This window comes from Streptomyces altiplanensis (assembly GCF_053591575.1).
In genome coordinates, this window is sequence record NZ_JBSFUB010000032.1 from 1 (window position 1) to 16481 (window position 16481).

At 71.5% G+C, this 16481-nt stretch carries 14 protein-coding genes; 3 read left to right on the top strand and 11 right to left on the bottom strand.

The genetic code is table 11. The features are described 5' to 3' along the window. Window positions 1-187: 187 nt before the first annotated feature. From araA to ACWD0Y_RS16510, 9 genes are all read right to left on the bottom strand, one after another. On the bottom strand, window positions 188-1693 hold the full coding sequence (gene araA, locus ACWD0Y_RS16470; RefSeq protein WP_450261036.1) for an L-arabinose isomerase: 1506 nt from the start codon (window positions 1691-1693) through the stop codon (window positions 188-190). Window positions 1694-1704: 11 nt separating this feature from the next. Beyond that, on the bottom strand, window positions 1705-2376 hold the full coding sequence (locus ACWD0Y_RS16475) for an L-ribulose-5-phosphate 4-epimerase (RefSeq protein WP_450261037.1): 672 nt from the start codon (window positions 2374-2376) through the stop codon (window positions 1705-1707). 3 nt (window positions 2377-2379) lie between these two features. Beyond that, on the bottom strand, window positions 2380-4074 hold the full coding sequence (locus ACWD0Y_RS16480) for a ribulokinase (RefSeq protein WP_450261038.1): 1695 nt from the start codon (window positions 4072-4074) through the stop codon (window positions 2380-2382). Window positions 4075-4276: 202 nt separating this feature from the next. After that, a complete protein-coding gene (locus ACWD0Y_RS16485; RefSeq protein WP_450261039.1) occupies window positions 4277-5476 on the bottom strand; it encodes an aldose epimerase family protein in 1200 nt (399 codons plus the stop codon). Beyond that, the gene (locus tag ACWD0Y_RS16490) at window positions 5473-5598 is read right to left on the bottom strand and encodes a hypothetical protein (protein WP_450261040.1); all 126 of its coding nucleotides are present in this window, start codon (window positions 5596-5598) and stop codon (window positions 5473-5475) included. The genes ACWD0Y_RS16485 and ACWD0Y_RS16490 overlap by 4 nt, the downstream gene beginning before the upstream one ends. Before the next feature lie 95 nt (window positions 5599-5693). After that, window positions 5694-6674, bottom strand: a complete 981-nt coding sequence (gene yjfF / locus ACWD0Y_RS16495; RefSeq protein WP_450261041.1) for a galactofuranose ABC transporter, permease protein YjfF — start codon at window positions 6672-6674, stop codon at window positions 5694-5696. Beyond that, window positions 6671-7720 carry an ABC transporter permease gene (locus ACWD0Y_RS16500; protein ID WP_450261042.1) on the bottom strand — a complete coding sequence of 350 codons (1050 nt, stop codon included), beginning with the start codon at window positions 7718-7720 and terminating at the stop codon, window positions 6671-6673. Before ACWD0Y_RS16500 ends, yjfF begins: the two co-directional genes overlap by 4 nt. Next, a complete protein-coding gene (locus ACWD0Y_RS16505; RefSeq protein ID WP_450261043.1) occupies window positions 7717-9288 on the bottom strand; it encodes a sugar ABC transporter ATP-binding protein in 1572 nt (523 codons plus the stop codon). Before ACWD0Y_RS16505 ends, ACWD0Y_RS16500 begins: the two co-directional genes overlap by 4 nt. Before the next feature lie 171 nt (window positions 9289-9459). After that, the gene (locus ACWD0Y_RS16510; protein WP_450261044.1) at window positions 9460-10431 is read right to left on the bottom strand and encodes an ABC transporter substrate-binding protein; all 972 of its coding nucleotides are present in this window, start codon (window positions 10429-10431) and stop codon (window positions 9460-9462) included. Window positions 10432-10754: 323 nt separating this feature from the next. Between ACWD0Y_RS16510 and ACWD0Y_RS16515 the strand changes: the two genes are divergently transcribed. Continuing rightward, entirely contained in the window at window positions 10755-11804 is a 1050-nt protein-coding gene (locus ACWD0Y_RS16515) for a LacI family DNA-binding transcriptional regulator (RefSeq protein WP_450261045.1), read from the top strand. Window positions 11805-11891: 87 nt separating this feature from the next. Here ACWD0Y_RS16515 and ACWD0Y_RS16520 read toward each other — a convergent pair whose 3' ends face one another. Continuing rightward, window positions 11892-12902, bottom strand: a complete 1011-nt coding sequence (locus ACWD0Y_RS16520) for a zinc-dependent alcohol dehydrogenase (protein ID WP_450261046.1) — start codon at window positions 12900-12902, stop codon at window positions 11892-11894. A 74-nt stretch (window positions 12903-12976) separates the two neighbouring features. Then, entirely contained in the window at window positions 12977-13999 is a 1023-nt protein-coding gene (locus ACWD0Y_RS16525; RefSeq protein ID WP_450261093.1) for a LacI family DNA-binding transcriptional regulator, read from the bottom strand. Between the two features lie 242 nt (window positions 14000-14241). On the opposite strand from ACWD0Y_RS16525, the gene ACWD0Y_RS16530 reads away from it, so the two are divergent. Both ACWD0Y_RS16530 and ACWD0Y_RS16535 read left to right on the top strand, forming a co-directional pair. Further along, window positions 14242-14715: a MarR family winged helix-turn-helix transcriptional regulator gene (locus ACWD0Y_RS16530; RefSeq protein WP_450261047.1), complete on the top strand. Its 474-nt coding sequence runs from the start codon at window positions 14242-14244 to the stop codon at window positions 14713-14715. Between the two features lie 50 nt (window positions 14716-14765). Continuing rightward, window positions 14766-16394, top strand: a complete 1629-nt coding sequence (locus tag ACWD0Y_RS16535) for an MFS transporter (RefSeq protein ID WP_450261048.1) — start codon at window positions 14766-14768, stop codon at window positions 16392-16394. Window positions 16395-16481 lie beyond the last annotated feature (87 nt).

The following is a 16481-nucleotide window of genomic DNA, read 5'->3' on the forward strand; positions in this document are numbered from 1 at the left end:
ACGGGACCGGGCCCCGCAGCCGCGTTCCCGCAGCAGGTTCCAGCCGGTCAGAAAGCGAGCCGAATTACTCGGCACCGCCCTGCTCGGCCTGCTTGGCACCCGGACCGTGGGAACGGTCCGGGCGCCGAGGCGTGTGCGCGCCGTGGGCCTCTGTCGCGGCCGGGCGGCGACGGAGAGCCGGTTCAGGTCACAAGCCCTGTGCCATGCGGTAGTAGGCCTGGTTCCAGCGGATCTCCTGGGTGAACCGGCGGATCGTGGTGTCCGCGTCGATCACCAGCAGTTCGGTGCCGAGGATGTCCGCGAGATCGCCCAGCTCCTCGGCTCCGACGGCGCTCGACAGCACGGTGTGGTGCGGGGCTCCGGCGGTCAGCCAGGCTTCGGTGGAGGTCCGCAGGCCGGGGCGCGGCTGCCACACCGCCCGGGCCACCGGCAGGTTCGGCAGCGGCTCGACGGGTTCGACCACGTCAATCTCGTTGGCGACCAGGCGGAACCGGTCCCCCATGTCGGCGAGTCCGACCACCACGGCCGGGCCGGTGTGCGCGTCGAAGACGAGCCGGACCGGGTCCTCGCGCCCGCCGATGCCCAGCGGGTGGATCTCGCAGGACGGCACGCCCGCCGAGATGGTCGGGCAGACCTCCAGCATGTGGGCGCCGAGGATCAGTTCCCGGCCGGGCTCCAGGTGATAGGTGTAGTCCTCCATGAAGGAGGTGCCTCCGGGCAGGCCGGCGGACATCACCTTGAGGGTGCGCAGCAGGACCGAGGTCTTCCAGTCGCCCTCGCCGCCGAAGCCGTAGCCGTCGGCCATCAGGCGCTGCACCGCGAGGCCCGGGAGCTGCCGCAGGCCGCCGAGGTCCTCGAAGTTGGTGGTGAAGGCGCGGAAGCCGCCCTCGTCGAGGAATCCGCGCATCCCGAGCTCGATCCGCGCGGCGTAGCGCAGCGAGTCGTGCCGGTCCCCGCCGGCCCGCAGTTCGGAGGCGACCCCGTAGGTCTCCTCGTACTCCTTGACCAGTGCGGTGATGTCGGCGTCGGCGACCGCGTCGACCACCTCGACCAGGTCGTTGACTCCGTAGGTGTTGACGGACACCCCGAAGCGGAGCTGCGCCTCGACCTTGTCGCCCTCGGTCACCGCGACGTCGCGCATGTTGTCGCCGAAGCGGGCGAGCTTGAGGCCGCGCAGCTCGGCCCGGCCCGCGGCGGCCCTCGCCCAGGAGGCGATCCGGGCGGCCACGGACGGGTCGCTGACGTGTCCGGCGACCGTCTTGCGGGCGACGCCCAGGCGGGACTGGATGTACCCGAACTCGCGGTCGCCGTGGGCGGCCTGGTTGAGGTTCATGAAGTCCATGTCGATGGACGACCACGGGAGCGCGACGTTGGCCTGGGTGTGGAGGTGGAGCAGGGGCTTGCGCAGCGCGTCGAGTCCGGCGATCCACATCTTGGCCGGGGAGAAGGTGTGCATCCAGGCGATCAGGCCGATGCAGGCGTCGTCGGAGTTCGCGTCCAGGCAGACGCGCCGGATCGCGTCGGCCTCGGTGAGGACGGGCTTCCAGACGATACGGACGGGAATGCCGGCGTCGGCGCCGAGCGCGTCGGCTATCTGCCGCGACTGCTCGGCCACCTGCCGCAGCGTGTCGTCGCCGTACAGGCTCTGACTGCCCGTCAGGAACCAGATCTCGCGTCCCTCGAGTGACGTCATGGGAAAGCTCCTCACCGGGCAGCGCGCGGCTGGCCGTACACGTTCTGGTAGCGGTAGTTGAGGCGGTCGATGTCGTCCTGCGCGATCGGCAGCGGCTCGCCGAGCTGGCGGGAGATGTGGACGGTGCGCGCGACGTCCTCGCACATCACGGCGGCCTTGACGGCCGCCTTGGCGTCCTTGCCGATGGTGAAGACGCCGTGGCTCTTCATCAGGACGGCGGGCGACCGGTGGCCCCGCAGCGTCTCCACGATGCCGCGGCCGATGGAGTCGTCCCCGATCAGCGCGAAGGGCCCGACGGGGATCTCGGCGCCGAACTCGTCCGCCATGGCGGTCAGTACGCAGGGCACCGCCTCACCGCGCGCGGCCCAGGCGCAGGCATAGGTGGAGTGGGTGTGCACCACTCCGCCGACCTCGGGCATGTGGCGGTAGACGTAGGCGTGGGCGGCGGTGTCGGAGGAGGGCGAGTGGTCGCCCTCCACCACGTTTCCGTCCAGGTCGCAGAGAATCATGTTCTCCGGGGACAGCTCGTCGTACGCGACACCGCTGGGCTTGATGACCAGGAGGTCCTCGCCCGGGACGCGGGCCGAGACGTTGCCCGCCGTCCAGACGACGAGGTGGTAGCGGACCAGGTCCTGGTGCAGGTCGCTGACCTGGCGGCGCAGCAGATCGATGGGTGACGACATGGGTCAGACCTCGCTGTTGTGGGCGGTCAGGGCGTGGTTGCGGATGGCGCGGAGCCGGTGCATCTGCTGGTCGGGGCCGGTGCCGAAGTGGTCGTGCAGGAGCCGGTACTCGGCGTACAGCGCGTCGTAGGCGTCGGCCCGGGCCGGGTCCGGCCGGTACACCGCGCGGTCGACCCGGCCCATGGCCGAGGCGGCGGTGCGTACGTCCGGGTAGGCGCCGGCGGCGACCGCCGCGTGGATGGCGGAGCCGAGCGCCGGGCCCTGGGCGGACACGGCGAGCGAGACGGGGCGCCGCAGCACGTCGGCGTAGATCTGCATCAGCAGGGCGTTCTTCTTCAGCCCGCCGGTGACGATGAACTCGTGGACGGGGACGCCGCCCTGCTCCAGGGCGTCGACGATGGTGCGGGTGCCGAAGGCGGTGGATTCGAGGAGCGCGCGGTAGATCTCCTCGGGGCGGGTCGCCAGGGTGAGGCCGACGACGACGCCGGAGAGGTGGTGGTCGACCAGGGTGGAGCGGTTGCCGTTCATCCAGTCGAGGGCGACCAGTCCGTGGCCTCCGACCGGCTGGTCGGCGATCTTGCGGGTGAGCAGCTGGTGGAGGTCCTCGCCGGCCGCCTCGGCCTCGGCCGCGTACGCGGCGGGGACGCCCTGCCCCAGCCACCAGGCGAAGATGTCGCCGACCGCGCTCTGCCCCGCCTCGTAGCCGTAGGCGCCCTCGACGATGCCGCCGTCGACGACTCCGCAGATGCCGGGGACGTCGGCGAGCGTGGCGCCGTTGACGACGTGACAGGTGGAGGTGCCCATGACGGCGAGGAGCCGGCCGTTCTCGACGGCCTGCGCGGCGGCGGCCGCCACGTGGGCGTCGACGTTGCCCGCCGCGACGGCGATGCCCTCCGGCAGACCGGTCCAGGCGGCGGCCCCGGCGGTCAGCGAGCCGGCCCGCGAGCCCAGGGGCGAGAGCGGGTGCTCCAGGCGGGTGCGGGCGAAGTCGGCGAAGCCGGGGTGCAGCTCGCCGAGGTAGTCCTCGCTCGGGTAGTGGCCGTCCTGGTGGATGCCCTTGTAACCGGCGGTGCAGGTGTTGCGGGTCTCGACTCCGGTGAGCTGCCAGACGATCCAGTCGGCGGCCTCGATCCAGCGCTCGGTGGCGGCGTAGGCCGCCGGGTCCTCCTCCAGCACCTGGAGCGCCTTGGCGTACTGCCATTCGGCGGAGATCTTGCCGCCGTACCGGGAGATCCACTTCTCGGCCCGCCGGTGGGCGAGGTGGTTGATCCGGTCGGCCTGGCCCTGGGCGGCGTGGTGCTTCCAGAGTTTGGGCCAGGCGTGCGGACGGTCGCCCAGCCCGCTCTCGGCGAGCGGGGTGCCGTCGCCGCGGACGGGCAGGACGGTGCAGGCGGTGAAGTCGGTGGCGATGCCGACGACGGCCGCCGGGTCGATGCCGGCGGCGGCGACGGCGGCCGGGACCGCGGTGCGCAGCACCTCGCGCCAGTCCTCGGGGTGCTGGAGGGCCCAGTCCGGCGGCAGTTGGGCGCCGGTGGTGGGCAGTACGCGGTCGATGACGCCGTGGGGGTACTCGTGGACGGCCGAACCGAGCTCCTCACCGTCTCGCACGCGGACCACCACGGCCCGGCCGGACAGCGTGCCGAAGTCGACACCAACGACGTAGCTCTCCGGATCCCGGGTGGGAGGAGTCACGGTCACTTTCACTTCCTTCGTTACGAAGCCGGGGTGCCGGAGGCCGGCCGCTGGGTCGTCCGCGTCCCCGCGGAGCCCGGCGGCCGGCCACCTGTTCCGCTCCTCCCCCTGAGGTGCGGAACAGGTGCCGCCGACCGGGCGCAAGCCCGAGGCGTCGGCCGGGTCGGCGGAGTCGGTGGCCGCTCATGGAGCGGCGTCGAGGGCACGCTCAGTGATTGTTAACGCTAACAACCATGCTGTCAACAGGCTGCCCGGGCCCGCCGGCCCGCGCCGGGGCGGTCCGGAGCGGGGAGCCGGAGACGATCCGCTCGCGGTCGTGCTCCGGCTCCCCGTCCGTCGCCGCCTCGCAGGTGAAGCGCAGCACGGTGGTGGAGTGGTACACCTCCCCCGGCCGCAGCACCGCCGACGGGTACTCGGGGCGGTTGGGCGAGTCGGGGAAGTGCTGGGTCTCCAGGGCGACGCCGGCCCGCGCCGGGTAGCGGCTCCCGGACTTGCCGGCGAAGGACCCGTCGAAGTGGTTGCCGGTGTAGATCTGCAGACCGGGTTCGGTGGTGTGTACGTCCATCCGGCGGCCGGACGCGGGATCGCGGAGCACCGCGGCCCTGCGCGGCCCTGCGGCGTCGTCGCGCAGTACCCAGTTGTGATCGAATCCCCCGCCGCCGAGGCGCAGTTGGCGGTGGTCCTGGGCGAGGGCCTCACCGATGCGCCGGGGTGACGTGAGGTCGAAGGGCGTGCCGTGGACACGCTCGGCGGGCCCCAGGGGGATCAGGCCCCCGTCGACGGGGAGGTAGTGGTCGGCGTCGCACTGGAGCAGGTGGCCGTCGACGGTGCCCGCGCCTTCTCCCGCGAGGTTGAAGTAGGCGTGGTTGGTGAGGTTGACGACGGTGGGCCGGTCGGTGACGGCCGTGTACTCGATCGTCAGCGTGCCGTCCCTGTCCAGGAGGTAGCAGACCGTGGCGTCGACGGTGCCCGGGAAGCCCTGGTCGCCGTCCTGGCTGCGCAGCCGCAGCCGCACTCCGGTGCGGTCCTCGCACCCGGCGTACCCGGCAGACTGGGCGGACCACTTCCGCAGGTCGAAACCTTCGGGGCCGCCGTGCAGGCTGTGTCCGGTGGGGAGAGTGCGCAGGTGGTGGACCTCGCCGTCGAGCGGCAGGATCCCTCCGCCGATCCGGTTGCCGTAACGGCCCACGGTGGCGCCCAGGTAGCGGGCCCGGCCGGACAGCTCGCGCGGATCGGCCGGGGCCAGGACGACGTCGGCGAGGACACCGTCGCGGTCGGGGACGTGCAGCGCGTGCAGGCGGGCCCCGACGGCGTACACCTCGGCACGGACCCCGCCGTCGAAGCCGAAGGCCCAGAGCTCGTCGCCGTGCGCGGCGTCCGGTGTGCGTACGGCGTAGGGCGTGCTCACCGGGCGGGCCCCGGCCTGCGGTACGCCGGTCCGGCCGGACCGGGGTCCGGTGCTCCGCGGCGGGCCGCGGAACTCCGTTCGTGCGGTGCGGCGTTCGGTTCGGTGATCAGGTCGGTGATCACGCGGGTCTCCTTTGCGGGATCGTGCCGGCCGGGCGCCCTGGGGCGCCCGGTGCGGCGGATCGTGACGGGTCCGGACCGGGTCCGGGGGGGCGCTCTCAGGCCCGGCGGCGGCCGGTGCTGAGGCGCTGGAGGAGGATGAAGACGAGGAGCAGCCCGCCGATGACGATGCGGGTCCACCACGAGCTGAGGGTTCCCTGGAAGCTGATGACCGTCTGGATGAGGCCGAGGACCATCACGCCGAGGGCGGTGCCCAGGACGAAGCCCGATCCGCCGGTGAGCAGGGTCCCGCCGATGACGGTGGCCGCGATGGCGTCGAGTTCGAGACCGACGGCGTGCAGCCCGTAGCCGGAGAGCATGTAGAAGGTGAGGAGCACGCCGCCGAGGGCGGAGCAGAAGCCGCTGATCGCGTAGACGGCGATCTTCGTACGGGCCACCGGCAGGCCCATCAGGAGAGCCGACTGCTCGTTGCCGCCGAGCGCGTAGACGTTGCGGCCGAGCCGGGTGCGGTGCAGGACGACGAAGGCGGCGAGCAGGACCAGCAGCGCGATGATCACGCTGGGGGAGATGAACAGGCCCCCCGGCAGCGACAGCCGGGTCTGGGCGATCGAGACGAAGGTGGGGTCGGTGATGGAGATCGACTCGGTGCTGATGGTGTAGCAGAGCCCGCGGGCGAGGAACATTCCGGCGAGGGTGACGATGAAGGGCTGGATCTCGAAGGTGTGGATGATCCAGCCCATCAGGGTGCCGGACGCCGTACCGATGAGGAGGACCAGCGGGATGACGAGCAGCGGCGGCCAGTTGTGCTGTTCGACGAGCCAGGCCGCGACCATGGTGGAGAGGGCGAGCATCGCCCCGACGGAGAGGTCGATGCCGCCGGTGAGGATGACGAAGGTCATGCCGACGGCGACGACGAGCAGGAACGCGTTGTCGATGAGCAGGTTGACCAGTACCTGCCCGGAGAAGAAGCCTTCGTACTGTACCGAGCCGGCGGCGAACATGATCACCAGCAGCGCGGCGGTCACGAGCAGCGGGATGGACGCCCCGTTGCGGCGGAAGGTGTCAGTCAGGGTGCTCATGCGCCGACCTCGTGCTTCTCAACGTTTCTTGCGCGACCGGAGTTCAGTGGCGGGCGGGACGACGGGCGCCGGAGATCGACCTTGGCCCGGAAGGCCGACGACTGGACGAGGCAGACGGCGATGACGACCAGGGCCTTGAAGACCAGGGTCGTCTCGGGGGGAATGCCCATCGAGTAGACGGAGGTGGTGAGCGTCTGGATGATCAGCGCGCCGAGCACGGTGCCGCCGAGGGAGAAGCGGCCTCCGGTGAGCGCGCCGCCGCCGATGACGACGGCGAGGATGGCGTCGAGCTCGATCCACAGGCCGGCGTTGTTGCCGTCGGCGCTGGAGACGTTCGAGCTGATCATCAGCCCGGCGACGGCGGCGCACAGGGCGCTGAACACGTAGACGAGGGTGAGCAGTCCGGTGGCGCGGATGCCGACGAGCCGGCTGGCCGTGGGGTTGCCGCCGACCGACTCGATGAGCAGGCCGAGTGCGGTGCGGCGGGTGAGGAGCCCGGTGAGGGCGACCAGCACGGCGGCGAGGATCACGGCGAAGGGGACCGTCAGCCAGTAGCCGCCGCCGATGAGCTTGTAGGGGGCGCTGGAGACGGTGAGGATCTGGCCGTCCGTGATGAGCTGGGCGACGCCGCGGCCCGCGACCATCAGCATGAGGGTCGCGATGATCGGCTGGACGTCGAGCCTGGCGACCAGGAGACCGTTGATCAGCCCGAGGGCCAGCGCGACGGCGAGGGAGATGCCGACGGCTTCGAGCACCGTCGACAGCGCGGCCGGCGACGCGGACGTGGCGATGTGCTCGCAGGCCAGCGCACCGGAGATGGCCACGGTCGAGCCGACCGACAGGTCGATGCCGCGGGTGGCGATGACCAGGGACATGCCCAGGGCGACCAGCACCAGCGGTGCGCCGAACTGGAGGATGTCGATCAGGCTGCCGTAGAGGTGGCCCTCCTTGACCCGGATGGCGAAGAAGTCGTGGTTGAAGGCGACGTTGGCCAGCAGGAGTGCGAGCAGGACGGCGGCGGGCCAGAACAGGCGGTGCTTGGTCATTTCCGGTCTCCGGTGGCGATGGTGGCCATGATGCGTTCCGGTGTGAGGGTGCCGTCGTTGGTCAGGGTGGCCACCATGCGGTGATCCCGCAGGACGCCGACGCGGTGGCTGAGCCGCAGTACCTCTTCGAGTTCCGCGGAGATGAACAGGACCGACATGCCCTCGCCGGACAGCCGCTGGACGAGTTTCTGGATCTCGGCCTTGGCGCCGACGTCGATGCCGCGGGTGGGCTCGTCGAGGATCAGCAGCCGGGGATCGGTCAGCAGCCAGCGGGCGAGCAGCACCTTCTGCTGGTTGCCGCCGCTGAGGTTGCGGATCTGCGTCTCCGGGCTGGCGGGCCGGATGTCGAGCGCGGAGATCCAGTGCCTGGCGAGTTCGTCCTGCTTGCTCCGGGACAGGGGCCGGGCCCAGCCCCGGGCGGCCTGCAGGGCCAGGACGAGGTTCTCACGGACCGTCAGTTCGCCGACCAGCCCCTCGGCCTTGCGGTTCTCCGAGCAGAAGGCGATCTTGTGGGCGATGGCGGCCCGGGGCGTGCGCAGGGCGGCGGGCTCGCCGTTGACGGTGACGGTGCCCTCGTCGCTCTGGTCGGCGCCGAACAGCAGCCGGGCGGCCTCGGTGCGGCCCGAGCCGAGCAGGCCGGCCAGTCCGACGACCTCCCCGACGTGGATGTCCAGGTCGAAGGGGGCGATGGAGCCGCGGCGGGCCAGGGCTCCGGCCCGCAGGAACGGTTCACCGGCCGCGGCTTCGGCGGCTTCGGCCCGCGAGGCGTCGGAGAGGACGTCGAGTTCGGCCAGTTCGCCTCCGATCATGCGCTGGACCAGCTGTACGCGGGTGAGGTCGCCGATGGCGTACTCCCCTTCCAGCCGTCCGTTGCGCAGGATGGTGACGCGGTCGCAGATGTCGTAGACCTGGTCGAGGAAGTGGGTGACGAAGAGGATCGCCACGCCCTGGTCCCGGAGCCGGCCCATCACGGTGAAGAGCTGCCTGACCTCGTCGCGGTCGAGGCTGGAGGTGGGCTCGTCGAGGATGAGCACCTTCGCGGAGATGTCGACCGCGCGCACGATCGCGACCAGCTGCTGGACGGCCAGGGAGCAGCTGCTCAGCGGGGCGCTGACGTCGATGTCGAGGTCGAGGTCGCGCACCAGCTCACGGGCGCGGCGGCGCAGTTCCGGCCAGTGGATCATGCCGAAGCGGCGCGGTTCGCGGCCGATGAGGATGTTCTCCGCCACCGAGAGGTTGGGGCAGAGGTTGACCTCCTGGTAGACGGTGCTGATGCCGGTCTGCTGGGCCTGGAGAGGGCCGGAGATGTGGACGTCCTCGCCGGCCAGCGTGACGCTGCCGCCGTCGGACGGGTGGACCCCGGTCAGGACCTTGACGAGCGTGGACTTCCCCGCGCCGTTCTCGCCCATCAGGGCGTGCACTTCTCCGGGGAAGAGACGCAGGTCGACTCCGTCGAGGGCGACGACGCCGGGGAACTCCTTCCGTACTCCCCGCAGTTCGAGGACGGGGCGCCGGTCCGCGCCGGCCTCGGGGGTCAAGGACCTGTCAGTGGTGGGAGGGCCTGCCATCCGCCCGTCCTCTCGTGTCGGGTGCCGGGGGCACCGTCGGCACAGCGGTGCCCCCGTACGTCATGGGGTGGTTGCGGTGGTGCGATGCGGGCACGGGGTACGGGCGTTCGCCCGCCGGCCCTGCCGTACGGCGCTCCGGGGCGTTCTCACTCCCCGGCCGTCCCGCCGCGGTCAGTACTTGCGGTCCGGGAGGGCGGCTGCGGCCTGCTCCTGGGTGAAGACTCCCTCGTCGACCTTCACGCGGGCCGGGACGGACTCGCCCTTGGAGACCTTCTTGGCGAGGTCCATCAGCTGGTCGCCGAGCAGGGGGTTGCACTCGACCACGACGTTGATCTTGCCGTCGGCCATGGCCTGGAAGGCGTCCTTGATGCCGTCCACCGAGATGATCTTGATGTCGGTGCCGGGCTTCTTGCCGGCCTCCTCGATGGCCTGGATCGCGCCGAGCGCCATGTCGTCGTTGTGCGCGTACAGGACGTCGATGTCGGGCTGCGACTTGAGGAACGCCTGCATGACCTCCTTGCCCTTGGCGCGGGTGAAGTCGCCGGTCTGCGAGGCCACGATCTTGAACTTCGGGTCGCCCTTGACGGCCTGCGCGAAGCCCGCCTTGCGGTCGTTGGCGGGGGCGGAGCCGGTGGTGCCCTGGAGCTCGACGATGTTCACCGTCCCGTCCTTGCCCTCGTACTCCTTGGTCAGCCAGTCGCCGGCCTTCTTGCCCTCCTCGACGAAGTCGGAGCCGAGGAAGGTGGTGTAGAGCGAGGTGTCCTTCGAGTCGATGGCGCGGTCGGTCAGGACGACCGGGATCTTGGCGTTCTTGGCCTCCTTGAGCACGGTGTCCCAGCCGGACTCGACCACCGGCGAGAAGGCGATGACGTCGACTCTCTGCTGGATGAAGGACCGGATCGCCTTGATCTGGTTCTCCTGCTTCTGCTGCGCGTCGGAGAACTTGAGGGTGACCTTGGCCTCCTCGGCCGACTCCCGCACCGACTTGGTGTTGGCGGTGCGCCAGCCGCTCTCCGCGCCGACCTGGGCGAAGCCGAGGACGAGCCGGCCGTCACCCCCGCCGGTGGATTCGGCGGAGCATGCGGTCAGGAAGGACGCGGCAAGCAGTCCGGCGGCGACGGCGGAAACAACCTTCTTGGGCATCTGCGGTTCCTCTCGTGCTTCGAAACGCACCTGGAGCAGCGGCACGCCTGGTGCCCTCTGCGGTGCGGGGAGGGACTGCTGGGCCGGCCCGGAAGGCCGGCACGGCGACGTGACAGGCCACAGCAAGGTTCGTGCGGCCGCTGGAGAAGTGTGAGCGCTAACACAGACGAAACTCAAGAGTTACGAGGCTCGTTATAGATTCTTCATCACTCATGGCTGGCGTAGGATGATCGCGCTAACACAACGAGATCCCGCACCGGGGCTCCGTACGCAGTCCTCCAGTCAGCAGCGCGCCTTCAGCGCGCCTGCCCACCCTCAGGGAGATGCCCGTGCGTCAGTCCGCTACGGACCGCCCCCCGACGATGGCGGACGTGGCCCGCGTGGCGGGGGTGTCCCACCAGACCGTGTCCCGAGTCCTGAGCGGCCACCCCAACGTACGGAAGGCCACGCGGGCAGGGGTGCAGCGGGCCATCGACGAGCTCGGCTACCGGCGCAACTCCGCCGCCCGCGCCCTGGCCACCCGCCGCACCCGCACGCTTGGCGTCATCGCCGTCAACACCACGCTCTACGGGCCGGCGAGCACACTCTCCGGGCTCGAAGGGGCGGCGCGCGAGCAGGGGTACCTGGTGTCCGCGGTCAGCTTGCGCACCATCGACAAGGACGCGCTGACGCAGGCCATGACCCATCTGGCCACGTGGGGCGTGGAGGGGGTCGTGGTGATCACCTCCCAGCGGCAGGCCGTGGACGCGCTGGCCGAGCTGCGCACCCCGTTCCCCGTGGTCACGGTCGAGGGCGGGCACAGCCTGGCCCTCCCCGGGGTGGCCCTCGACCAGTACCTGGGGGCCCGGCTGGTGACGGAGCACCTGCTCGCCGTCGGCCACGAGACGGTGTGGCACGTCGCCGGCCCGCAGGACTGGCTGGAGGCCGAAGCGCGCACCGCGGGCTGGCGGGCCGCGCTGGAGGACGCGGGAGCGCCGGTCCCGCCCGCGCTCGTGGGGGACTGGAGCCCCCTCTCCGGGTTCCGGATCGGCCAGCAGCTGGCGGGCAGGGCGGGCAGGCGCAGCGGCCCGGACCCCCGGCTCAGCGCCGTGTTCGTCGCCAACGACCAGATGGCGCTGGGGGTGCTGCGCGCCCTGAGCGAGGCCGGCGTGCGGACGCCGGCGGACGTCGCGGTCGCCGGCTTCGACGACATCCCCGAAGCGGAATTCTTCCCTCCGCCCCTCACCACCGTCCGGCAGGACTTCGGAGCGATCGGTCGCGCCAGCATCAGGCTCCTGATCGACCGCATCGAGGAACGCGCGGTGCGGGAGACTCATCTGACCGTGGCTCCACAGCTCATCGTCCGCGCCAGCACCGCCCGCCCCCTCGTCTGACAGCGCCGGGAGCGGGCCGGGCCAGGTCGGAACAGACGGGAGCAGACCGGGAACAGGCCGGGAGCAGGCCGCCGGGGCCGGCGCCCCCTAGGAGTTCGGTTTCAGGAGCACCTTGCCCACCCCGGGGTCCCCGCCGTCCAGCAGCGCGACGGCCTGCGGGAACGCGTCCAGAGGCAACTCGTGCGTGATCAGCGGCAGGAGCGAGAGCAGCCCGGAACCATGGGCGCGTACCGCGTGGGTCCAGGCAGCGGTCGCCGCACCGAAGACGGACCGGATCTCCAGCTGCCGCGCGGTCAGCACTTCCGGGTCGATTCCGGTGGCCCCCGACGCCGGCGTGCCCGCGAGCACGAGGCGGCCGCCTCGCCGCAGGAGGGTCATGGAGAAGTTCACCGAGGAGGCCAGGCCGGTGGTCTCCACGACGACGTCGAAGTCCGGAGAGGGATTCCGGTCGTACGCGCCCCAGTGGGTGGCCCCGAACGACAGGGCCGGCTTCCGGCGGCCCGGACACGAGCCGACGGCCATCAGCCGGGCCGGGGACGCCGCCGCCATGAACTGGACGGCGAGCATGCCGGCCGTTCCGTCGCCCACCACGGCGACGCGCTCGCCGGGGAGGACGGCCGCCTTCAGGGCGGCAGCGGCGACGCGGGCGGCCGGTTCCAGCAGTGCGGCCGCGGTCAGGTCCGTGTCGTCGGGCAGGATGTGCAGGAGCCGCGCCGGCAGAGTCAGGGTCGCGGCCATCGCGCCGGGCCGGGTGAATCCGGTTTCTTCGTAGCCTGCGCCGCACAGCGTGTTCTCCCCGGCACGACACCGTTCGCACGCCTGGCAGTTGCGGAACCCCTCGCCGACGGCCTTCCGTCCGACCAGCGCCTTCGGCACGAGATCCCCGACGCTCTCCACGGTCCCGGACCACTCGTGCCCCGGGATGAGCGGATACCGCACGTATCCGGCGGGCCGGACACCCCGCAGGACGTCCAGGTCACTGCCGCACATGCCCACCGCGTGCACGCGGACGAGCGCTTCCCCGGGCCCGGGCGGCGTCGGTTCATGAGGGACCAGCCTGTGTGCGCCCGGCCCGGAAATCACGACTGCGGTACTCATTTTGATGCCTTCGGGTCCTGGCACTGCCGAGCACTGGTGTGCCGGCCGGAGGGAGACACGTCAAGGCAGACACGTCAACGGGACAGGGCCGGATCCGGCTGTCGAGCGGTGCTGGCGCGCACGATGAGCTCAGGTTCGATGGTGAGGTGGGCCGCTTCGGTCGTACGGCCCTCGATGTGCTCCAGCAGCAGGGCGATGCTGCTGCGGCCGATCGCGGCGAAGTCCTGCCGGACGGTGGTGAGGGGCGGAGGGAAGAACTCGGCCTCCGGAATGTCGTCGAACCCGGCCACCGCCACGTCGGCGGGGGTCCTCATGCCCGCCTCCCGCAGGGCTCGGAGCACCCCGAGTGCCATCTGGTCGTTCGCCACGAAGACCGCGGTCAGAGGGGCACCCGTGGCGCGGGCCGCGGCGTGGCCCGCGAGCTGCTGGCCCGCGTGGTAGCCGGAAAGAGGGCTCCAGTCCCCCCGCAGGAGCGGCGGAACCTCGGCCCCCGCCTCGCGCAGGCAGTCTTCCCATCCGACGGCGCGTGCTTCGCTCTCCAGCCAGTCCCGGGGGCCGGCGACGTGCCACACCGTGCGGTGCCCCGCGGCGAGCAGGTGCTCGGTGACCATACGGGCGCCGAGCGCCTGGTCGAGGGAGACGCCGGGGAGATCGAGGCTGTGTCCGCCTTCCACCGTGACCACGGGGAAGGGGGTCTGCATGGCCGCGAGGGCCTGCACCATCTCGCGCTGCGGAGTGATGGCGATGACACCTTCGACGCCCCACGCCGCGAGGTGGTCCATGGCCTGGGTGAGCGCTGACCGCGTCACCGTGCGCAGGGTGACGGTCGACACCAGATAACCCTGGCCCCTGGCCGCTTCCTGCACCCCGGAAAGGGTGCTCGCCGGCCCGTGGAGGGTGGTGTTGACGGCGATGACGCCAAGCGTGTGGGTGCGGCGGGTGGCCAGGGCGCGGGCAGCCGAGTTGCGGCGGTACCCCAGCCGCGCGATGGCTTCGTTGACCTGGTCACGCGTCGTTTCGCGCACGTTCGGGTGGTTGCTGAGCACACGCGACACGGTCTGGTGCGACACGCCCGCCACTCGGGCGACGTCCGCCATGGTCGGCGCTTTCACGGCGTCAGAGGACTGCTGCACGTGTCCTCCTTCCCTGTCACCTGGTGAGATCCCTGCCATACGGTACCTGCCCCGCCGAACGGCCGACCACGAGCCGACCCCCGGCCGAGCAGGAACCGAGCAGGAACCGAACAGGAACCGACGACCAGCCGCGGCCCGCCCGGCGGTTACCGCCCCAGCCAGTAGGTATGTTGACATAGGTATTGAGCCATACTTATGCTGTCCACATGCCCGCCTCCAGCGCGTCCGAACAGGACATCCAGCACATCGCCTCAGCGATGTCGGCTGTCCTGCCCGCGCTGCACCGGGCCCTGGACCGGCGTGTCGCCCAGGACTTTCCGTACCCCAAGCCGCCCGAGGGCCAGCTGGCGCTCCTGCGGCTCGTCGGCGAGCGCGACGGTGTCACCGTGCGCACGGCGGCCGACGTGCTGCTGATGAAGCCGAACAACGTGAGCGCCCTGGTCACCCAGCTGGCAGCCCAGGGGCAGCTGGAGCGCAGGCAGGACCCGGCCGACAAGCGAGTCGCGCACCTGCACCTCACGGCCCAGGCCCGGCAGCGGATCGCCGAGGTCGACACCCTCATGACCGGGTACGTCGCCGAGGCGCTGCGCGCCCTCACCGACGGGGACCTCGACGCCATCGGCTCCGCCCTCGGCGCCCTCGAGGGACTGGCGCGGCACGTCCACCCCGCCGCCGGCTGACGGCGCCCGCGTACCCGTATCACCCCCCGCTCAGGAAGCAGTACACCTTCATGCCCTCCACCACCGTGGATCGCTCCCCCCTGCCCGCACCCGCCCCGGCCGGCGCTCCGGCCGGCCGCCGCGGCAACCCCTGGCTGACGCTGATCGCCGTCGCCTTCGGCCTGTTCATGGTCGGCCTGGACGGCTCCGTCGTCGCGATCGCCAACCCGGAGATCGGCCGGGACCTGAACGCGTCCACCGCCGACCTGCAATGGGTCACCAACTCCTACCTGCTGGCCCTGGCCGCCGCGCTGATCCTCGGCGGAAAGCTCGGCGACCGCTTCGGCCGACGCACCTTCTACCTCGTCGGTGTCGTCGGCTTCACCCTCGCTTCCGTCGCCATCGGCCTGGCGGGCTCGATCGAGGGCGTCATCGTCTTCCGCGCCGCGCAGGGCCTCTTCGGCGCCCTGCTGATGCCCAACACGCTCGGACTGCTGCGGGCGGTGTTCCCGCCGAAGAAGTTCGGCATGGCGGTGGGCATCTGGGCCATGGTGTCGTCCGTGTCCACCGCGCTCGGCCCCATCGTCGGCGGACTGCTCGTCGAGCACGTCAACTGGGAGTCGGTCTTCTACATCAACGCCCCCATCGGCGTGATCGCGCTGGTCTTCAGCGCGCTGGTGCTGCCGCAGAGCAAGAACGCCTCCGGTGACCACCGCTTCGACGTCCTCGGCGTCGTCCTGCTGGCGCTCGGACTGCTCGTCGTCGTCTTCGGCGTGGTCAAGGGCGAGACGTGGGGCTGGAGTTCGGGAACGACCCTGGGCACCCTCGCCGCGGGCATCGTCGTCCTGCTGGTGTTCGGCTGGTACGAGACACGCATCGGGCGCCCTTCCCCGAGCTCCCGGTCCGGCTCGCGCAGGGGCTACCCCATCCTCCCGATGCGGCTGTTCCGCAGCCCGGCGCTGACCATCGGCACGATCATCACCGCGGTCAACTTCTTCGTCCTGCTCGGCGTGATCTTCTTCGTGATGCTCTACCTGCAGAACGTGCGCGGCTTCACCCCCGTCGAGGCCGGCGTGCGCACCCTGCCGCTGAGCCTGGCGTCCGTCGTCGCCTCCCCGCTGGGCGCGAAGCTCACCGAGAGGTTCGGCGCCCGGCTGTCCATGCCGCTCGGCATGGTGCTCCAGGCCGCCGCCTCCTTCGGGATGCTCGGCTGGGGCGTGCACTCCTCGTACGGCGCGATGTGGCCGCCGTTCATCGCCCTCGGCCTCGGCGTCGGCATGGTGATGGCCGCCTCCTCCGAAGCCATCGTGGGCAACTCGCCCGTCGGGGACGCCGGTGTGGCGGGCGGCCTGCAGGCCACCGCGCTGCAGGTCGGCGGAGCGCTCGGCACCTCCGTGCTGGTGTCCCTGATCAGCAGCAGGGTCGGCTCGACCCTGACCGGCGAACTCACCTCCGCCGGGGTTCCGGCGCCCCTGGCCGAACGACTGCACGAGGCCAAGGACGCGGTGGCGATGGGGGTTTCACCGGTCTCCGGCGACATGCCGGCGCAGCTGCGGGCCGCGGTCGTCGAGGGCAGCGGCCAGGCGTTCCTCAACGGCGTGCACACCGCCGCGCTCGTCACCGGCGTGCTGTGCGTGGCCGGCGCCGTCCTCGCCGCGGCCGGCGTACGACGCGACCCGCAGGCCCACGCCGAACAGTGAGAGCAGTGGCAGTGAACGGTTGACCGGCCCCGGCCGGGCGGCGCGCCTCCTCGGGGACGGCGGGCGCCGCCCGGCCGGGGTTTCCCG

Excerpts from the sequence above, each read along its gene's own strand:
- araA (WP_450261036.1), bottom strand. The coding sequence starts at position 1,693 with ATGACGTCACTCGAGGGACGCGAGATCTGGTTCCTGACGGGCAGTCAG.
- ACWD0Y_RS16475 (WP_450261037.1), bottom strand. The coding sequence starts at position 2,376 with ATGTCGTCACCCATCGATCTGCTGCGCCGCCAGGTCAGCGACCTGCAC.
- yjfF (WP_450261041.1), bottom strand. The coding sequence starts at position 6,674 with ATGAGCACCCTGACTGACACCTTCCGCCGCAACGGGGCGTCCATCCCG.
- ACWD0Y_RS16500 (WP_450261042.1), bottom strand. The coding sequence starts at position 7,720 with ATGACCAAGCACCGCCTGTTCTGGCCCGCCGCCGTCCTGCTCGCACTC.
- ACWD0Y_RS16505 (WP_450261043.1), bottom strand. The coding sequence starts at position 9,288 with ATGGCAGGCCCTCCCACCACTGACAGGTCCTTGACCCCCGAGGCCGGC.
- ACWD0Y_RS16510 (WP_450261044.1), bottom strand. The coding sequence starts at position 10,431 with ATGCCCAAGAAGGTTGTTTCCGCCGTCGCCGCCGGACTGCTTGCCGCG.
- ACWD0Y_RS16515 (WP_450261045.1), top strand. The coding sequence starts at position 10,755 with ATGCCCGTGCGTCAGTCCGCTACGGACCGCCCCCCGACGATGGCGGAC.
- ACWD0Y_RS16520 (WP_450261046.1), bottom strand. The coding sequence starts at position 12,902 with ATGAGTACCGCAGTCGTGATTTCCGGGCCGGGCGCACACAGGCTGGTC.
- ACWD0Y_RS16525 (WP_450261093.1), bottom strand. The coding sequence starts at position 13,999 with ATGGCGGACGTCGCCCGAGTGGCGGGCGTGTCGCACCAGACCGTGTCG.
- ACWD0Y_RS16530 (WP_450261047.1), top strand. The coding sequence starts at position 14,242 with ATGCCCGCCTCCAGCGCGTCCGAACAGGACATCCAGCACATCGCCTCA.
- ACWD0Y_RS16535 (WP_450261048.1), top strand. The coding sequence starts at position 14,766 with ATGCCCTCCACCACCGTGGATCGCTCCCCCCTGCCCGCACCCGCCCCG.